Genomic DNA, 15,595 nt, shown 5'->3' on the forward strand with positions numbered 1-15,595 from the left:
AGGCGTGCAGCCGCGGCGCTCCAGCGATCACCGCCGCAGCTGCCAGGCGCGCCTAGTGGCGGTCGTCGTTCACGATGTGATTGCCGTCGATCGCGTAGGTCGAGAAGTGCTCGGCCTCGGTGTCCATGTAGAAGCCGTAGAGCCGCTTCCACCTGATCACGGCCAGCGCGGCGTTCAGCGCGTTCAGCTCGACCACCTGGATGTTGGTCTCGTAAGGGTCGGCGGCCGGGTCGGCAGCCAGGGGGATCCGGCGCCTGTCCCACACATGATCCCGCATCGTCGGCGTGCTCGTGGTCACCCGCACGATGCCGGTCAGTCCACCATCCGCCGCCTGCAAACCCATGCCGACGTCGATGAAGCCGACGCCGCGATCCTCCAGCCGCTCGATCAGCGGGCGCTTGATCGCCGGCTCGTCCAGGCAGAGGAAGACGAAGTCCATTCGATCGAGCAGCGACAGCGTCGCGGGCCCCATCCTCATTCGATGGGGGACGATGCCGCGATGCAGCCGCGAATAGATCCTATCGAAGTGATCGACCTTGGCGCGCCGCTCCGCGAACTCGTCCAGCGCGACGGCGCCGGGGGTCCTGAAGGCGTTGTGCTGCAGGAACTGGTCGTCGTCGAACAGGTGGATGCGGCTGACCGGCGTCTTGCTGACGAAGTCTAGCACATAGCCGCCCGTGCCGCCCAGGCCCACGATCCCGATGGTCTGACCGGCGATGCGCTCGGACAGCCTGCCGATCCCGCTGCGCGGGGTGGCCGTGTCCACATAGTGGAACGGCGATTCGCCGGCACCGGCGGCTACGATCCTGCCCGTGCGGGCCGTGGCGGTGGGGTCGAGCGCCGCCGCATGAGCAGATATCTGCTCCACGAACGTGACCATCTTCTCGTGATAGTCGACGAACTCGCGCCCGATCGGCCTGCTGCACAGCAAATGATCGACGATCAGGCCGCCGCCGAGGTCGCGTCGCTGATGCTGGGCATGAACCATGTTGACGAGGGGGCGGCCCTCACGGTCGCAGGGAAGGGCGCCGCCGAACCAGGCTTGATGATCACGCGGCGCGACCGTGCGATCGCCGGCGAGATCGAGGCGCGACACGAGATGACCTCGGCGAACCCGCCGATGACGATCAACGTAAGGAACGTCGCGCACGACTAGGAAGCCGGCAACGATGGCCACGTCGTAGCCATCGCCGACAAGGCGCCTGAGGTCCGGGCTACGACTTGTTCGTGGCGCTGACATTGAACACCTCGCCGCGGCGGACCTTGATCGCATCCTGCGACAGCAGCGAGCCCTCGGGACGCTCGGGCGGCCCGCGGCGGTAGGTGACCGTCAGCGCCCGACTTGAGGCGCTGGCGAGGTCGGTCCCGGGAAAGGCCAGGCCGACGAGATCCTCGAAGGTCACGTCCGGGCGTTCGAGCAGCACCTGCCGCCCGTTGATGACCACCGGCACGGACGAGCGTTCCGGCACCGCGTCGCGCGCATCGATCTGCGGCGGCCAAGGCGTGGTGAGATCGACGACCGACCCGCGGCGCAGCGGCTCGGCATCGCCGTTCATATAGAGGTCGACATCCTCGCCAATGCCGCCGATCGCGCGGATATCGCTCTCCGTGATCGCAGGTCCGCCCCAATCCCAGACGAGCCCCGCCACACGCAGGTGATGAACCGTGGTCCCGCGGAAGGTTCGGAAGGCTGGACGGGCGTCGGGCACCAGCTCGAGGTGCCAGTCCTTCGCGACGTGAGCGGCGCGGCCGCCGTCGATGCGGACGACGATCCCCTCGCCGCCAATGCCCGACAGCTCGAGCACCTTGCTCATCGCGATGGTGGCTGCGGTGACGGACACCACCTTGCCGTCGATCTCGATCGAGAATCCTTCATCCTTATTCATCTTCTTCTCCTCTTCTTCGATCATCCGAGTTGGGTTTCGAGCCACTGCCGCGCGGCGGCGTAGATGCGGGAGGTCGAGCTCGCGCCCTGCAGACGGGAAAGATACGCGATGCCCTCCTCGGCGCGTGCGCCGACGCGGTCGATTACGCCGAGGTCGACGGCAGCCTCGGCCAGCACCTCGGCGAGATGCAGCGGCACGTCGCGGCCGAGGGGAGGCCGAAGCTCCACGGGTCGGAGCAGGCGCTGGAGATGCGGGGTCAGCGCCTCCGGCTCTTGACCCTGGATCATCCAGTTCACGTGCCGCAGATCGACGGTCGCACCGCACGCATAGTCCACCCAGCGGCCGGCGGTCTCGGGATCGATCATGCGCGCGAGCTCGGCCTGGGCGGCGGCATCGAGCGCTTCGACGCCGTAGACGCTGACGACCGGGTTGGCGCATCGCGAGACCGCCATCGCCAGCACGGGAGCGGACGGCAGCACGAGATCCGGTCCGCAGCCGCTCGGCCGCAGCTGCTCCATGCCCAGAGGACCGCCCACCGCCACTCCGACGTGCGGCAGACCCGCCAGGTCGGCGATCCGCCGCGCCACGTGCGTGCGCCCGACGCCTGCGGGGCCGCGAAGCAGCAGCGGCGGGAGGGCGAACCAACCTTCCCCGGTCCCGGCGAAGCGGGCGAGACCGCACCCGACGGCCGCACGCAACTCCTCCTGCCAGCCGAAGCCGAGATCGAACGTGAGCCGCTCGCGGTCTCGACCCGAACCGCCGCGCAGCTCGAGCGCCGTGCTCAGTCCCAGTGGAGACGGCTCCCCGGCGAAGCTCTCCGCGATCACCGCGGACGCACCGGCCGAGACGTTCGGGGCGATTGCCGTAGGACGGTCGCGCCCAGGATCGTGATCCGTGCCGACCATGTTCATTCCCCCCTCCAGAACCGGAGCGGGCGGCGACCGCCGGACGCCAGGCCGCGGCGCTTCACGTCGGCTTCGGTCTCGCGCATGCCGGCGATGATGACGCGCTCGAGCGCGACCGGCCCTTCGGTCTCGACGATGCCCCGGAAGTCGCGGAAGCGGGGCTTCTGCCAGCGCAACCAGTCCAGCACCCGCTCGCGCTCCCACTTCTCGGAGAAGCGCATGACGAAGAACGGCTGGTCCTCGTCACCGCTCTCCAGGGACAGGCCGGGCCGCTTGTTCTTCGGGTCGAGCACGAACAGCTCGACCCGCTCGTGCAGCCTGCAACGCTCCTCCGCCTTCAGGCGAGCCGTCTCCTCCGCGATGGCGGCCTGCTCTGCGTCGCGTTCCGCACCATCGATCACGACCGACGTGACGGCGTGCTCGCCGAACAGGCAGGCCAACCTCGCCCAAAGTGCCCACTGATCCGGCCGCGCGGCCATCCAGTCGAACACGCACCGCGCCCGCTCGGGCCCGACCTCGCCGCTCCACACGGCATCGCGCCTGCCCGCCTCGCCGGGCACGGCGCGCACGAGCAGCACCGCGCCGCTCTCCGCGTCGAGTGCGGGCCAGCAGCCCTCGCCGGCATCGGGCGCCTCCGTCAGCACGTGGCTGCGATCGGCGGCCCGGTGGCCGCGGCGATGGCCGGCGGTGGTCACAGGAACCTCGTCGTGGGCGAGATCTCCTCGAACGTCGGGCCCAGCGCCCTCGCCGAGGTCGAATAGACGTTGGCCGCCAGCCAGAACTCCTCGCGCACGCGCTCGTCGTCCCTGACCTCCGTCCACCAGGTCTTGCGCGCAGGGTCCCAGCGATAACCACGCGAGCGCAGCAGATCCTTGACCGAGAAGTCGGCACCGACCGCCCGCACCACCCAGCTCGGCCTCGCCGAACGCTCGAGCAGATCCGCCAAGGCCGTCCGCCCGTCCTCGAACGGGTGGCGCAGCAGCTGGATCACGGCGTCCACGTCGGCACCCGCGCGGTGGCCGTCGTGGAACCAGCCCGCCTGACACAGGAGGAAGCCGAGGCTGCGCCCGTCGAAGCCGCGCCCCCGCCAGTCGATCTGCTCCATCGAGCACGCCCATGCGAGACCCTGCGCACCGTCCAGCCGCCGCTCGACCCAGCGGCGGTCGAACCGGCTGTGGTGGGCGATCACGACGGTCGCGGACCGCAACAGGCGCGTCGCGGCCTCGTCATCGATGAACCGGCCGGCGACGTCCTCGTCGCGCAGCCCCGTGAGCGCGGCGATCTCCGGCGGGATCGGCTTGCCCGGATCCTCGGTCCATTCGTAGGGCCGGTCGATGTGGGTGATGACGCCCTCATCGTCATAGCGGAACCGGCGAGCGGCGAGCTCGATGATGGCGTCGCGCTCGAAGTCCAAGCCGGTGGTCTCGACGTCGAGCACCAGCCCAACATGCGGGCCCTTGCCTGCGCCCTCACCGGTCGGGCCCTCCTGCACGTCGAGCCTGTGCAGGATGCGGACGGACGAATCGCCGCCTTCCGCGGGCGCGACTTCGCACCCGACGTTCGAGAACGACATGGTTGCCTCCGTATTCGATTGTGGTGTCGGTCGTCTGGTGCGCTCGCCCGGGATCAGGACGGCAGGCGCTGCTCCACCGTGATGTCGAGACCGGCGAGCATGGCGGGGCGGCGCCGGCGGCCGGCGGCGATCAGCGTGTCGACGACGGCGGGCGGCACCATGCCCATCGTCGCGGGGCAGTCTGGGTCGAAGCCGACCCGGATCTCGGCCTGTCCCGCCGCCGCCGAGCCGAACCGCGCGCGGATGCGCTCGCGAACGACGGCCGCCGACGGCGCGACCGACGCGTGGAAGGCGTGGAGCAGCTCGCCGCCCCGGGCGATCACGACGACCGCACTGTAGAGGCGCAGCCGGCGACTACCGGGCGGACCGCTCGCGATCCCTCCACGCTCCCCGCCGAGCCACGGGCCGCCGAGGTCGTCGTCGCCCGGGCTGTCAGCGAGCAGGGCGTCGATGCGAGCCGGCGCGGCGTCCAGCCCGATGGAGAGCCCGTGCAGCAGGACCGCGCGCATGCAGTCGTCGCGCTCGAGACAGGCCTCGATCGCCGCGGCTCCGCGGAACAGCCGGCGCGGGGCGAGCATCCAGGCCACGGGATCGTGGGCGATCCCCTCACGCTGGAAACGGGCGCCCGCCTCGACGGCGACGAGAGCGAGACGGGTCAGCCCCCGCCGCGAGGTGGCGACGATGCCGTCGTTAGGCTCGTCCGCATCCAGGGGATCCTGGTAGTCGATGTCGCTGGTCGGATAATCGACCCGCATGGCGCCATGATCCGCGCCCAGAGTGATGGCGTTCATAGCCCTACTCCCAGTCGCCGGTGGTTCTGACGCTCACTCGCCCGGCCTTGGCGACGGATGGCCGGACGGCGACGATATGGATCCGTCGCTTCCTATTTCAACCTTTCTAGTAACAACGAAATATGTTTTGATGGTTAACGCTCGTTTCACGAGTGTGGCCACGCCGGAACGGCTTGCGGAGGCTGTCGCTTCGACTATTCTAGAGGGGTGGAAAAGATGAAAGCGATCGAGGTGATGAGCGCGCTCGCGCAGCCGACCCGTCTGGAGGTCTTCACCCAGCTCGCCCGCGCGCGGCCGGACGGCTTATCCCCTGGCCAGCTTGCCGAACGCATCGGCACGCCGGCGAGCACCATGTCGGTGCACCTGACCATCCTGTCCCGCGCCGGCCTGATCTCATCGACCAAGAAGGGGCGCAGCATCATCTACAAGGCGGAACCCGACGCGATCCGCGATCTGGCATTGTTCCTCATGCATGACTGCTGCCTCGGCTGCGCCGACGTGAGCGAACCCGATCCCAGCAGCATGGACTGCTGCTGCGGGGAGCGGGTCCGTTCGCGCCTGGGCGACAAGTCGATCGGCTAGAGACAATGATCGCTGGGTCAACCGAGGCATCAAAGCCGCCGGCGACCACCCGCCGTAAGCTCAGGCGTTAAGCAGAAAGGGCATGCTCCGGAGCAAGGGCGCCTCCACTCTGCGATGTCGGCCAGGTTGGTTTTCGGACAGTTCCGGGCTCGCCGTCCGCGGTGCAGGATCTTCGTGAAGCCATTCGTCGCCGCCCCATACGCCGGTGACGTGCCACACCTCGTAATAGTAGAGCCATTCCGCCGCCCAGGGGACGATCGAGTCCGCCAGCAACATCCAGTCGTTCCAGTCGCGGCTCCGCGGATGGAAGAGGCAGAGTTCGGCACCACGCGGATTGTCGTGGCCGCCATAGAGGTGCGGCACCGGCTCATGCGGCGCCTCATCGCGGCGCGACAAGGGGGACAATACGCGAACGCTGGGCCACCGACTGACGAACGCGAACCGGCCATCGTCGGCGCCGCGATGATCAACTATTCGGACGAAATAGGCCTCCGAAACCGGACGCAGCTCGCCCTCCCAGATCGTCACCCAGGGAAGATCGAGCACCGGGCGCAAACCTGGGAACTTATCGGCCATCGCCTTCGCCTGCATCCCGGACAGCACTTCCGCGAACCTCGGACGCCAATTTGTTGAGCCGGCCGTGTAAAGCGGCTCAGACCAACAAACGCCCGGGTTCCGGATCACCGCGCGGGTTCGCCGTAGAAGCGATGCGTCGGCGCCGCGACGCTTCCGGCGGGAACCGCCCCGGCGAAGCTCACCGCACCTGTCTTTCCGGCGGCGAACTGGCCCGACCGGCTCTGCGCGGCGGCTCGGTCCAGTGCCTGCTGGAAGCCACCGCGCGCCGCATTCTCGCCGAACAGGTCCTTTAGGATATCGAGCTTGCGCACCTGAGTGCCGTCGGCACGCGCAAGCTCGTCGAGCCGCTCGGCTAGAAAGACGAGGTCGGCGGCGAAACGATGGTTGGATCCGCTCTTCCTCGGCCAACGGTCGGACAGCACGTCGTCGCGGCACGCGGGGTTCTCCACCCGAAGGTTCGCGACCGATACCTCGCGGGCGACATGCAATGCGGTAGAGCGCAGGTCCGTAACGAGGCCGGTGCCCTGCGGGGCCTGAGCGGCGAGGCAGGACAGCAACACGGACGGACAGCGGTCGTAGCCCCCGCGATCGCAGCGGATGTCGCGGAAGCGCTTGAGCAGCTGGATGGCGAGCAGCCGGTCGGGTTTGTGTTCGGCCGGGGTCTGCTCCGGCACCGGCACCACCTGAGCCCGGGTGGCGCGGGTAGCGATCACGCTGCGCGGGCGCACGCGCCCGTCGAACCAGCGGGCGAAGCCCTCCGGGTTCGCCAGCGCATGGTCGGGACGCTGCGGGTGTCGATCGAAGATCGTTATCACACGCGGATCCCTGAACGGCACCAGCACCGCCGGCGTCACGTCCAGGTGCATGTTGGCGTAGCCGAGCGTCACGCAGCGCTTCTTGATCTCGCAGGTGGTGAACTTCAGCCGACCCTTGCCCTGTTCAAGCGACCGCGCGACGAGGCGCAACACCGCCTCTGGATCCGACTGCGGATCGAGCGCCAGCTCGAGGAGCAGGTCGATGTCGTAATCCTCTCGATCGTCATAGGCCGAGATCGTCGATCCCATGCGGAACGAACCCTGCGGATAGATCACAGGGCTGTAGGCCGGGAAGCCGCTCTCGTGCTCGTCGAGATAGCGGCTGACCGCGTCGAAGTGCCCCACTGCCTCCTTGTAGGCAGTGGGCGTGAGTTGGATCCGCCGGGCCACGTCGGCGAGCAGATCGTCATAGTATCGGTCGACGGGCGTCGAATGCAGCATCTCAGTTCCTCTCGTCGATGTTGGACGGGACGAACGGCTCCCGCGTGCCGATAAAGAAGCATTTCTCGAGGATCGGCAGCTGCGACCGAGCGCTGGCTCGTCCCATCTGCACCAACGTCTCGACCTTGGATGCATCGTCCAGCGAGACGAAGCCGGGCTCGACCATGGGGTTGATGCGGTGAAGGTGCGGATTGGTATGCGGATGGCCGAGCAGCAGCTTGGCCGTCGCCTGGCTGAACCGATCCTGCCCTTGGAACATCAACTCCAGCAGCCACTTCACATCCTTCATGCCGACCACCTCCTTGACCGGATGGAGGGTGTCGGTGCAGCCGAGCGACAGCATACGGACCTGGTCCATCTGCCAGCACAGGATGCTGGCCGCCTCGATGGCCGCCGAACCCATGGGGTTGTTTGCCCAGATGCCGCCGTCGAGCAGGTGCGAAGCACCCTCAAAGCTGTGCGCCGGAAGGAATGAAGGTGCAGCCGCGGTGGCGAGTGCGGCATCGACCGCGAGCCGCTCGTGATCGACTCGGAAGCGCTCGTGATGCGCCGTCTTGAAGACGTAAGGGCCGCCATGGGCGGAGTCATAGGCGGGGATCACCAGCCGCGTCGTGCTATCGCGGATCCGGCGGGTGCCGAACACCTCCTCGAGTGCCCTGCGCAGCTCCGCGGCTTCATACTTGACGGTGCCGACGTGGCGCGCGGTGCGCCGGAGGCCACGCCACTTCGCTCGCAGACCTGCGAGCGGTCCACGCAGTGGCGCCTGGTCGAAGATCGTCGGCCCCCGCTCCACGTAGAAGCGGCAAATCTCAGCCGCGCTGAGTCCCAGTCCAAGTCCAAGCGCGATGATGCCGCCAGTGGATGTGCCGGCGATGAGGTCGAACTGATCGACGACGCGCTTGCCGGTTAGGCGCTCCATCTCGGCGAGGAAGGCAGCAGGGAGCGCACCCTTGAGGCCACCGCCGTCGATCGCGAGGATCCGCCGCGGAAGGTCCGCTGCACTCCTTTTCACCGCGTCCGACTCGTCGACCATCATCAGCCCTTTCCTACATGGTGTAAGATATAGTGAACGAGAAACGTCTTGTAAACCAGCGCGCACGTAGCGTAAGATTCATCAGACGGCGCCGGTTGGTGCCGGGGAGGTATGAGCTTGTCACTTGCCACGAAGCTGAAGGAGCTGCGCACGCGTAGCCGGCAATCGCTTCAGCAGGTCGCCGACGGAGTTGGCGTGTCCAAGGCGCACATCTGGGAGCTCGAGACGGGCAAGAGCCGCAATCCCGGGATCGAGCTGGTGCGAAAACTCGCCGAGCACTTCTCGGTCACCATCGCCTATCTGACCGATGATGCCGAGGCCGAGGAACGCGATCCGGCGGCTCTCCAGTTCTTCCGCGAGTTCGGCGGTGACCTGTCGACACGGGATTGGGAGACGCTCCGAACCGTCGCGGCGAGCCTCAAGGACCGGTGATGGTCAACGAGGCGCTGCTGATGGATCTCGCCGATTGCGGATCCCCCGAGCGCCTCCTCGCGGTCATCCTTGACCACCATCGCGACTGGAGGCCGCCAGTGGATGTCGAGACGTTCGCGCTCAGCGTCGGTATCCTCGAATTCCGCGACTTGGAAGTCGACGGGTTCGTAGGCGCGCTGATGACGGACCTCGAGAAGACGAAGGGCATCATCCTGTCCGCCGTCGGGATGGCCGCGCCCAGACGCCGATTCACGATCGCCCACGAGCTAGGGCACTTCTTGATCGCCGCCCACCGGGGCGACAAGCGCTGCACGGCCAGGGATCTGATGGAGCGCGGACGCGAGACGCTCCACCAGAAGGAGGAGGCGCAGGCGAACCGCTTCGCGGCCGGCCTGCTGATGCCCAAGCCTTGGTTTGCAGCGCAAACGGACGGCATGGGTTCACCCGACGTTGGCCATCTGCGCCCGCTCGCCACGACCTACGACGTCAGCTTGGAGGCGGCAGCGAACCGCTATGCGGAGCTTTCCGGTGAGACGTGCGCGTTCGTCTTCGTCCGCAACGGGCGCGTGCGGTATGCGCGTCCTTCCCGCTCGTTTCCATCGCTCGTCCTGCGTGCAGGCGATGTTGCGCCGACATCATTGTCGACGCGCTTCGGCGGTGGTTCATGGGACCGCGCCGATCCCTCGGACTGGATCCGGCCGGAACGCAGTCGAGCACCCGATCTGCGCATGCAGGTTCTGGACCAGGCTAACGGCTTCCAGACCGTGCTGCTCCACATCGACGCGGACGACGAGGAGGAGGCCGAGGAGCAGGACGATCTCGCGCAAAGCTACCGTGCCCGTTTCCGCTGAATTCGATCCGCTGATGGATTAGCACCAGAGCGTATCGGGCGACGGAAGGATCGGTCAGACCCGATGGATGTTGATCATCAGGATCACATCGGCTATTGCCGATGAATGACCGATGAGATCGCTCTAGCGGCGCTTGCCGCGCTTGCACATCCCACGCGGCTCTCCGCCTTTCGCCTGCTGGTGAGGCACGAGCCCGACGGACTGTCCACGGGCGAGCTCGTCGAGGCAACGGCCCTGACACAGAGCACCTTCTCGACGCATCTCGCGGTCTTGGCGAAGGCGGGACTGGTCCGGGCTGAGAAGCGCGGCCGGCAGCAGATCCAGCGAGCGGAGATCGACACGCTGCGCGCGCTGATGGTCTTCCTCGCCAAGGATTGCTGCCAGGGCCGCGCGGACCTGTGCGAGCCGCTGCTGGCCGAACTCTCCTGCTGCTGACATGAGCCGATACATGCCGACCGACATCGTGATCTACCACAATCCCGAATGCGGGACGTCACGCAACACGCTGGCGATGATCCGCAACGCCGGCATCGAGCCGCACGTCGTCGAGTATCTCAAGACGCCGCCCGCCCGGGCGCTGCTTATCCAGCTGATCGAGCGAGCAGGTCTAACCCCAAGGCAGCTGCTGCGCGAGAAGGGCACGTCATACGGTGAGCTCGGTCTGGGCGACGAAGCCTTGAGCGATGAGGCGCTCGTCGACGCGATGATGGCGAACCCAGTTTTGATCAACCGGCCGCTGGTCGTGACGCCGCTCGGCGTGCGCCTGTGCCGTCCATCCGAGTCCGTGCTCGACATCCTGCCCGGGCCGCAGCGTTGCGCCTTCGCCAAGGAGGACGGCGAACAGGTCGTCGACGCCTCGGGCCAGCGCGTGCGCTGATGGGCACGTTCGAGCGCTACCTGTCGCTCTGGGTGGCGTTGTGCATCATTGCGGGGATCGCGCTGGGACAGGCGATCCCAAAGGTCTTCGCCGCGATCGCTGCCGCCGAGGTGGCGCGCGTCAACCTCGTCGTGGCGGCGCTCGTCTGGCTGATGATCATCCCCATGCTGCTGAAGATCGACTTCGCCGCGCTCGGCTCGGTCCGGCAGCACTGGAAGGGCGTCGGCGTCACGCTATTCGTCAACTGGGCCGTGAAGCCCTTCTCCATGGCCGCGCTCGGGACGATGTTCCTCGGCTGGCTATTCGCGCCGCTGCTGCCGGCGGGGGAGATCCAGTCCTACATAGCGGGCCTTATCCTGCTGGCCGCTGCGCCCTGCACCGCCATGGTGTTCGTCTGGTCGAACCTATGCGACGGCGAGCCGAGCTACACGCTCAGCCAGGTCGCGCTCAACGACGTGCTGATGGTCTTCCTGTTCGCGCCGCTGGTCGCGCTGCTGCTCGGCGTCGCCTCGGTAACCGTGCCCTGGGACACGCTCCTGCTGTCGGTCGCCCTCTACATCGTCGTCCCGGTGATCGTCGCGCAGGGCATCCGCCGGGCCCTGCTCGCCGGCGGCGGCCAGCCGGCGCTAGAAAGGCTGCTGGCAGCGCTCGGCCCCGCCTCGCTCATGGCGCTGCTCGCCACGCTGGTGCTGCTCTTCGGCTTCCAGGGCGAGCAGATCGTGGCGCAGCCCCTCATAATCGCGCTGATCGCCATGCCGATCCTCATACAGGTCTATCTCAACGCAGGCATCGCATACTGGCTGTCCCGGCGGCTCGGCGTGGCGTGGTGCGTCGCCGCTCCGGCCGCGCTGATCGGCGCGTCCAACTTCTTCGAGCTCGCGGTTGCGGCGGCGATCTCGCTGTTCGGCCTCAAGTCCGGTGCAGCCCTGGCGACGGTGGTCGGCGTGCTGGTCGAGGTGCCCGTCATGCTGAGCGTCGTCGCCATCGTCAAGCGCACGCGCTTCTGGTATGAGGGCGCTCCGGCGTGAACCGTACGATCTTCGCCCCACTGGCAGGCGGTGCACGCGACATCCTGAAGCTGGCGCTGGACGCCGCCGGTCTTCCGACCGACGACCTCGACCACCCAGGCCGCGCCTTCTTCGAGCTGTCCGACGACAACGGGCCGATCGGGTTCATCGGCATCGAGGGCGATGGACCGGATCGCCTGCTCCGCTCGCTGGTGGTGCTGCCGAGCCGCAAGCGCCAAGGACATGGTGGGCTTCTCATGGCTCATGCCGAGGCGCTAGCGCGCCGGGAAGGCGTCGAGCGCCTGCACCTGCTTACTACGAGCGTCGCCGGGTTCTTTCGCGGGCGCGGCTATCGCGACGGCGACCGCACGACGGCCCCGGCCGCAATCACCGGCACCGCCCAGTTCTCGTCGCTCTGCCCAGCGAGCGCCTCATATCTCGTCAAGGAACTCGCATGAGCCGCCTCCGCCAGCTGCACGACGTGGACGTCCTGCCGGCGCTCGATCGCGACTTCGTGATCCACCGGCCCGCTGCCGGTCTCGGCGACGACAAACCGCCGCCCCGCATCCTGTTGCTGTATGGCTCGCTCCGTCAGCGGTCGTTCTCGCGCCTGGCGACCGAGGAAGCTGCGCGGCTGCTCCAGCTGTTCGGCGCCGAGACCCGCGTCTTCGATCCGTCGGACCTGCCGCTGCCCGACCAGGTAACCGGTGACGATCATCCGGCCGTCCACGAGCTGCGCGAACACGCGCTGTGGTCCGAGGGCATGGTCTGGTGCAGCCCGGAGCGGCACGGACAGGTGACCGGCATCATGAAGGCGCAGATCGACCATCTCCCGCTCGAGATGAAGGGCATGCGGCCGACCCAAGGCCGCACGCTCGCCGTCATGCAGGTGTCTGGCGGATCGCAGTCGTTCAACGCGGTCAACACGCTGCGGCTGCTCGGCCGGTGGATGCGGATGTTCACGATCCCCAACCAGTCGTCGGTCGCCATGGCCTACAAGGAATTCGACGAGGCCGGGCGCATGAAGCGGTCCAGCTATTACGACCGCATCGTCGACGTGATGGAGGAGCTGGTCCGCATCACGGTGCTGATGCGGCCGCACGCGGCCCAGCTCGTCGACAGGTATTCGGAGCGCAAGGCGGCCGGCCAGAAGGCCGCAGCCGAAGACCCTTCCGCCATCGCGATCAAGGGGAAGGCCTAGGCCAGCGTGGTGGACGCCGACCGCGCCGGAACGAAACCTGGCGGCTTCCGGATCGCCGCCGCCCCTTGACCCTGTAGGGGCTAGAGGGTGCAAGAAGCGAGCGACTCGCAAGAAGCCCTACCATGTCCCGACACGTCGCCGTCATGCTCTACCGCTGGTTCACCTGCCTCGCCGCGACCCTGCTGCTCTCAGGTGCGTGGGCGGCGTCTGCGAGCGCCCAGTCGCGCGACGCGGACGTGCAGACCACCTGGCGGCTGCTCGACTATGTGGCGGTCGACTATCCCGAGGCCGTCTCGGGCGGGCAGGTCAGGAACGCCGCTGAATACGCCGAGATGGGAGATTTCGCGGCGCAGATCGAGGCGCGGGTCGCCGGCCTGCCACCAACTGCCACCAAGCCCGACCTGGTCCGTCGCTCGCAGGCGCTGAGACGCACGATCGCTGGCAAGGCGCCAGCCGACGCGGTCGCAGTCCAGGCCAAGGGTCTCGCGCAGGCGTTGCTCGCCGCATACCCGGTCCCGCTGGCACCGGCCACGCCGCCGGATGTCACGCGGGGGCGGACACTCTATGCGCAGAACTGCGCGTCTTGCCACGGCGCAACGGGAGACGGACGCGGACCGCAGGCCACCCGCCTCGATCCACCGCCGATCGCGTTCACAGACAAAGGCCGTGCCGACCAGCGCAGCCTCTTCGGCCTCTACCAGGTGATCTCCCAAGGCCTTGAGGGCACCGCCATGCCGAGCTTCGCCGGCCTGCCGGAGGCCGACCGCTGGGCGCTCGCGTTCGAGGCGGGCGGCTTCGCCTACCCCGATGCGCTCGCACGCGAAGGCGAACGGCTCTGGCGCAGTGATGCCTCGATCCGCGCGCGGCTGCCGAATCTCGCCGCCCTCGTCGGCATCACGCCCGCCGCCCTGTCGACCGAGCTCGGGCCGGAGAAGGCAGCGGCCGTCACGGCGTTCCTGCGCCGGCACCCCGACGCCGTGACGAGCCGCCCGGACGGCTCACTGGCGCTCACCCGGGAACGCCTGGACGCCAGCCTGGCCGCATACCGCCGAGGCGACCGCAGGGCGGCCGCCGACCTGGCGCTCTCAGCCTATCTCGACGGGTTCGAACCGGTGGAGCCTGTCCTCGCCGCACGCGATGCGGCCCTGATGGCGCGCATCGAGACGGCGATGGGACGCCTGCGCGCTGCGATCGGCACCGGCAGGCCGGTCGCCGAAGTGGAAGCGGCCAACCACGAGCTCGCCTCGCTGTTCGGCGAGGCCGAGGACGCACTCGCGCCCGAGCGCGCCAGCAGCGCGTCGAGCTTCCTCGGCGCCTTCGGCGTCCTGCTGCGCGAGGGGCTTGAGGCGCTGCTGATCGTCGTGGCCATGATCGCGTTCCTGCGCAAGACGGACCGGCAGTCGGTCCTGCCGCTCGTCCACGCCGGGTGGATGACCGCGCTCGCCGCGGGCGTCGCGACCTGGTTCGTCGCCACCCACCTCATCAGCGTGAGCGGCGCGTCGCGCGAGCTGACCGAGGGCTTCGGCTCGCTGTTCGCCGCCGTCATCCTGCTGATGGTCGGCATCTGGATGCACGGAAAGAGCAGCGCCGAGGCATGGCAGCGCTACGTGCGGGAGCGGGTCACCGCCGCACTGACCAGGCGTTCCGGCTGGTTCCTGTTCCTGCTGGCGTTCGTTGTCGTCTACCGTGAGGTGTTCGAGACCATCCTGTTCTACGCCGCACTCTGGGCCGAGGGGAACGGCGGCGCGATGCTCGCGGGCGCCGGGACCGCCATCGCGCTCCTGGCGGTCATCGCATGGGTGATGCTCCGCTTCAGCGCCCGGCTGCCGATCTCGCGCTTCTTCGGGTGGAGCTCGGCGCTAATCGCGGTGCTCGCGGTGGTGCTCGCCGGCAAGGGCATCTCAGGCCTGCAGGAGGCGGGCATCATCGGTGTCGCGCCCATAGAGAACGTCCCGCGCATCGAGATGCTGGGACTGTATCCGACCGTCGAGACGCTCGGGGCGCAGGTGTGCGCAGTGCTCGCACTGGTCTGGGGCTTCCGGCGGAGCGGCCGCGCCCGGCCGGCAGCCTCAGAGCGGGCGCTACCAGCCGAATAGCCGCACAGTGGCGAGGACGCCCGCAGCGCCCAGGCAGGCGAGCGACGGCAGCACGGTCATCGCCATGCCCAGCGCCCGCGCTCCCGCTCCCCCTGCATAGCGGCGGTAGAACAGCACGCGCCCCACGGCGAACAGCAGGCCGGACGCGGGAAGAAGGGCGAGCACGGCACCGTCCGCGACCGAAGCGAGGACCAGCTGGCACCAGACGCCGACGAAGGCCTGCTCGATCGTGTTCTGGAGGAACGCGGCCTTGACCGCGAGGACGGGACTGGGCGGCCCCGCCGCCGCCCCGCCGATGTCGGCCGCGGACTCGTAGCGTCCCTTCGACACCAGCCGGATCGCCACGACCAAGCAGAGCAGGTGCGGGACGCCCGCCTGGACCCCGAACGCCAGCCGCTCTGCAAGCCCGCCGGGCATCGGGATCAGCTGCGGCAGGAAGACGACCGAGGCTGCGCATACCGCCGACGTCAACAGGAACGCCGTCGCGGCACCCCGCCTGACGAGCCGCTGCTCGGCCGCGATGTCCATG

The 15,595-nt window shown here is 68.3% G+C and carries 19 protein-coding genes; 9 read left to right on the forward strand and 10 right to left on the reverse strand.

The window, feature by feature from the left end:
• Positions 1-52: 52 nt before the first annotated feature.
• From CA236_RS04890 to CA236_RS18940, 6 genes are read right to left on the reverse strand one after another with little or no spacing between them, the layout of a single operon-like run.
• On the reverse strand, positions 53-1,273 hold the full coding sequence (locus CA236_RS04890) for a ThiF family adenylyltransferase (protein ID WP_346962762.1): 1,221 nt from the start codon (positions 1,271-1,273) through the stop codon (positions 53-55).
• On the reverse strand, positions 1,215-1,886 hold the full coding sequence (locus CA236_RS04895; RefSeq protein ID WP_125944757.1) for a multiubiquitin domain-containing protein: 672 nt from the start codon (positions 1,884-1,886) through the stop codon (positions 1,215-1,217). The genes CA236_RS04890 and CA236_RS04895 overlap by 59 nt, the downstream gene beginning before the upstream one ends.
• A gap of 20 nt (positions 1,887-1,906) precedes the next feature.
• Positions 1,907-2,797: a hypothetical protein gene (locus CA236_RS04900; RefSeq protein ID WP_125944758.1), complete on the reverse strand. Its 891-nt coding sequence runs from the start codon at positions 2,795-2,797 to the stop codon at positions 1,907-1,909.
• On the reverse strand, positions 2,794-3,486 hold the full coding sequence (locus CA236_RS04905; protein ID WP_125944759.1) for a hypothetical protein: 693 nt from the start codon (positions 3,484-3,486) through the stop codon (positions 2,794-2,796). Before CA236_RS04905 ends, CA236_RS04900 begins: the two co-directional genes overlap by 4 nt.
• Positions 3,483-4,364, reverse strand: coding sequence for a 3'-5' exonuclease (locus CA236_RS04910; protein WP_125944760.1), 882 nt, complete (start codon positions 4,362-4,364; stop codon positions 3,483-3,485). Before CA236_RS04910 ends, CA236_RS04905 begins: the two co-directional genes overlap by 4 nt.
• 53 nt (positions 4,365-4,417) lie before the next feature.
• Positions 4,418-5,155, reverse strand: a complete 738-nt coding sequence (locus CA236_RS18940; protein WP_206430509.1) for a hypothetical protein — start codon at positions 5,153-5,155, stop codon at positions 4,418-4,420.
• Positions 5,156-5,389: 234 nt separating this feature from the next.
• Between CA236_RS18940 and CA236_RS04920 the strand changes: the two genes are divergently transcribed.
• Positions 5,390-5,737: a metalloregulator ArsR/SmtB family transcription factor gene (locus tag CA236_RS04920; RefSeq protein WP_241212523.1), complete on the forward strand. Its 348-nt coding sequence runs from the start codon at positions 5,390-5,392 to the stop codon at positions 5,735-5,737.
• A 60-nt stretch (positions 5,738-5,797) separates the two neighbouring features.
• Here CA236_RS04920 and CA236_RS04925 read toward each other — a convergent pair whose 3' ends face one another.
• The 3 genes from CA236_RS04925 to CA236_RS04935 all read right to left on the reverse strand — a co-directional run bounded on the left by CA236_RS04925 (position 5,798) and on the right by CA236_RS04935 (position 8,605).
• Entirely contained in the window at positions 5,798-6,313 is a 516-nt protein-coding gene (locus tag CA236_RS04925) for a hypothetical protein (RefSeq protein WP_125944762.1), read from the reverse strand.
• 104 nt (positions 6,314-6,417) lie between these two features.
• Positions 6,418-7,569 (reverse strand): nucleotidyltransferase, encoded by a 1,152-nt coding sequence (locus tag CA236_RS04930; RefSeq protein ID WP_125944763.1) that lies wholly within the window; start codon positions 7,567-7,569, stop codon positions 6,418-6,420.
• Between the two features lies 1 nt (position 7,570).
• Positions 7,571-8,605, reverse strand: coding sequence for a CBASS cGAMP-activated phospholipase (locus CA236_RS04935; RefSeq protein ID WP_125944764.1), 1,035 nt, complete (start codon positions 8,603-8,605; stop codon positions 7,571-7,573).
• A gap of 108 nt (positions 8,606-8,713) precedes the next feature.
• Between CA236_RS04935 and CA236_RS04940 the strand changes: the two genes are divergently transcribed.
• The 8 genes from CA236_RS04940 (at position 8,714) to CA236_RS04975 (ending at position 15,066) form a co-directional block, all read left to right on the forward strand.
• Positions 8,714-9,034: a helix-turn-helix transcriptional regulator gene (locus tag CA236_RS04940; protein ID WP_125944765.1), complete on the forward strand. Its 321-nt coding sequence runs from the start codon at positions 8,714-8,716 to the stop codon at positions 9,032-9,034.
• Positions 9,034-9,885: an ImmA/IrrE family metallo-endopeptidase gene (locus CA236_RS04945; RefSeq protein WP_125944766.1), complete on the forward strand. Its 852-nt coding sequence runs from the start codon at positions 9,034-9,036 to the stop codon at positions 9,883-9,885. Before CA236_RS04940 ends, CA236_RS04945 begins: the two co-directional genes overlap by 1 nt.
• Positions 9,886-9,990: 105 nt before the next feature.
• Positions 9,991-10,320 (forward strand): metalloregulator ArsR/SmtB family transcription factor, encoded by a 330-nt coding sequence (locus CA236_RS04950; RefSeq protein WP_125944767.1) that lies wholly within the window; start codon positions 9,991-9,993, stop codon positions 10,318-10,320.
• 13 nt (positions 10,321-10,333) lie between these two features.
• On the forward strand, positions 10,334-10,762 hold the full coding sequence (arsC, locus tag CA236_RS04955) for an arsenate reductase (glutaredoxin) (RefSeq protein ID WP_125944768.1): 429 nt from the start codon (positions 10,334-10,336) through the stop codon (positions 10,760-10,762).
• Positions 10,762-11,790: an ACR3 family arsenite efflux transporter gene (gene arsB, locus CA236_RS04960; protein ID WP_125944769.1), complete on the forward strand. Its 1,029-nt coding sequence runs from the start codon at positions 10,762-10,764 to the stop codon at positions 11,788-11,790. Before arsC ends, arsB begins: the two co-directional genes overlap by 1 nt.
• Complete coding sequence (gene arsN2, locus CA236_RS04965) at positions 11,787-12,227, forward strand: arsenic resistance N-acetyltransferase ArsN2 (protein ID WP_241212524.1); 441 nt, start codon at positions 11,787-11,789, stop codon at positions 12,225-12,227. The genes arsB and arsN2 overlap by 4 nt, the downstream gene beginning before the upstream one ends.
• Positions 12,224-12,970, forward strand: a complete 747-nt coding sequence (gene arsH, locus CA236_RS04970) for an arsenical resistance protein ArsH (protein ID WP_125944770.1) — start codon at positions 12,224-12,226, stop codon at positions 12,968-12,970. Before arsN2 ends, arsH begins: the two co-directional genes overlap by 4 nt.
• Positions 12,971-13,092: 122 nt before the next feature.
• Complete coding sequence (locus tag CA236_RS04975; RefSeq protein WP_125944771.1) at positions 13,093-15,066, forward strand: cytochrome c/FTR1 family iron permease; 1,974 nt, start codon at positions 13,093-13,095, stop codon at positions 15,064-15,066.
• On the opposite strand, the gene CA236_RS04980 is transcribed toward CA236_RS04975, so the two are convergent.
• On the reverse strand, positions 15,052-15,594 hold the full coding sequence (locus tag CA236_RS04980; protein ID WP_069318732.1) for an MAPEG family protein: 543 nt from the start codon (positions 15,592-15,594) through the stop codon (positions 15,052-15,054). The genes CA236_RS04975 and CA236_RS04980 overlap by 15 nt on opposite strands.
• Position 15,595: the final 1 nt, after the last annotated feature.

Origin of the sequence: Sphingomonas sp. ABOLG, from assembly GCF_003950435.1 — a bacterium.
Classification (GTDB): Bacteria; Pseudomonadota; Alphaproteobacteria; order Sphingomonadales; family Sphingomonadaceae; genus Sphingomonas; species Sphingomonas panaciterrae.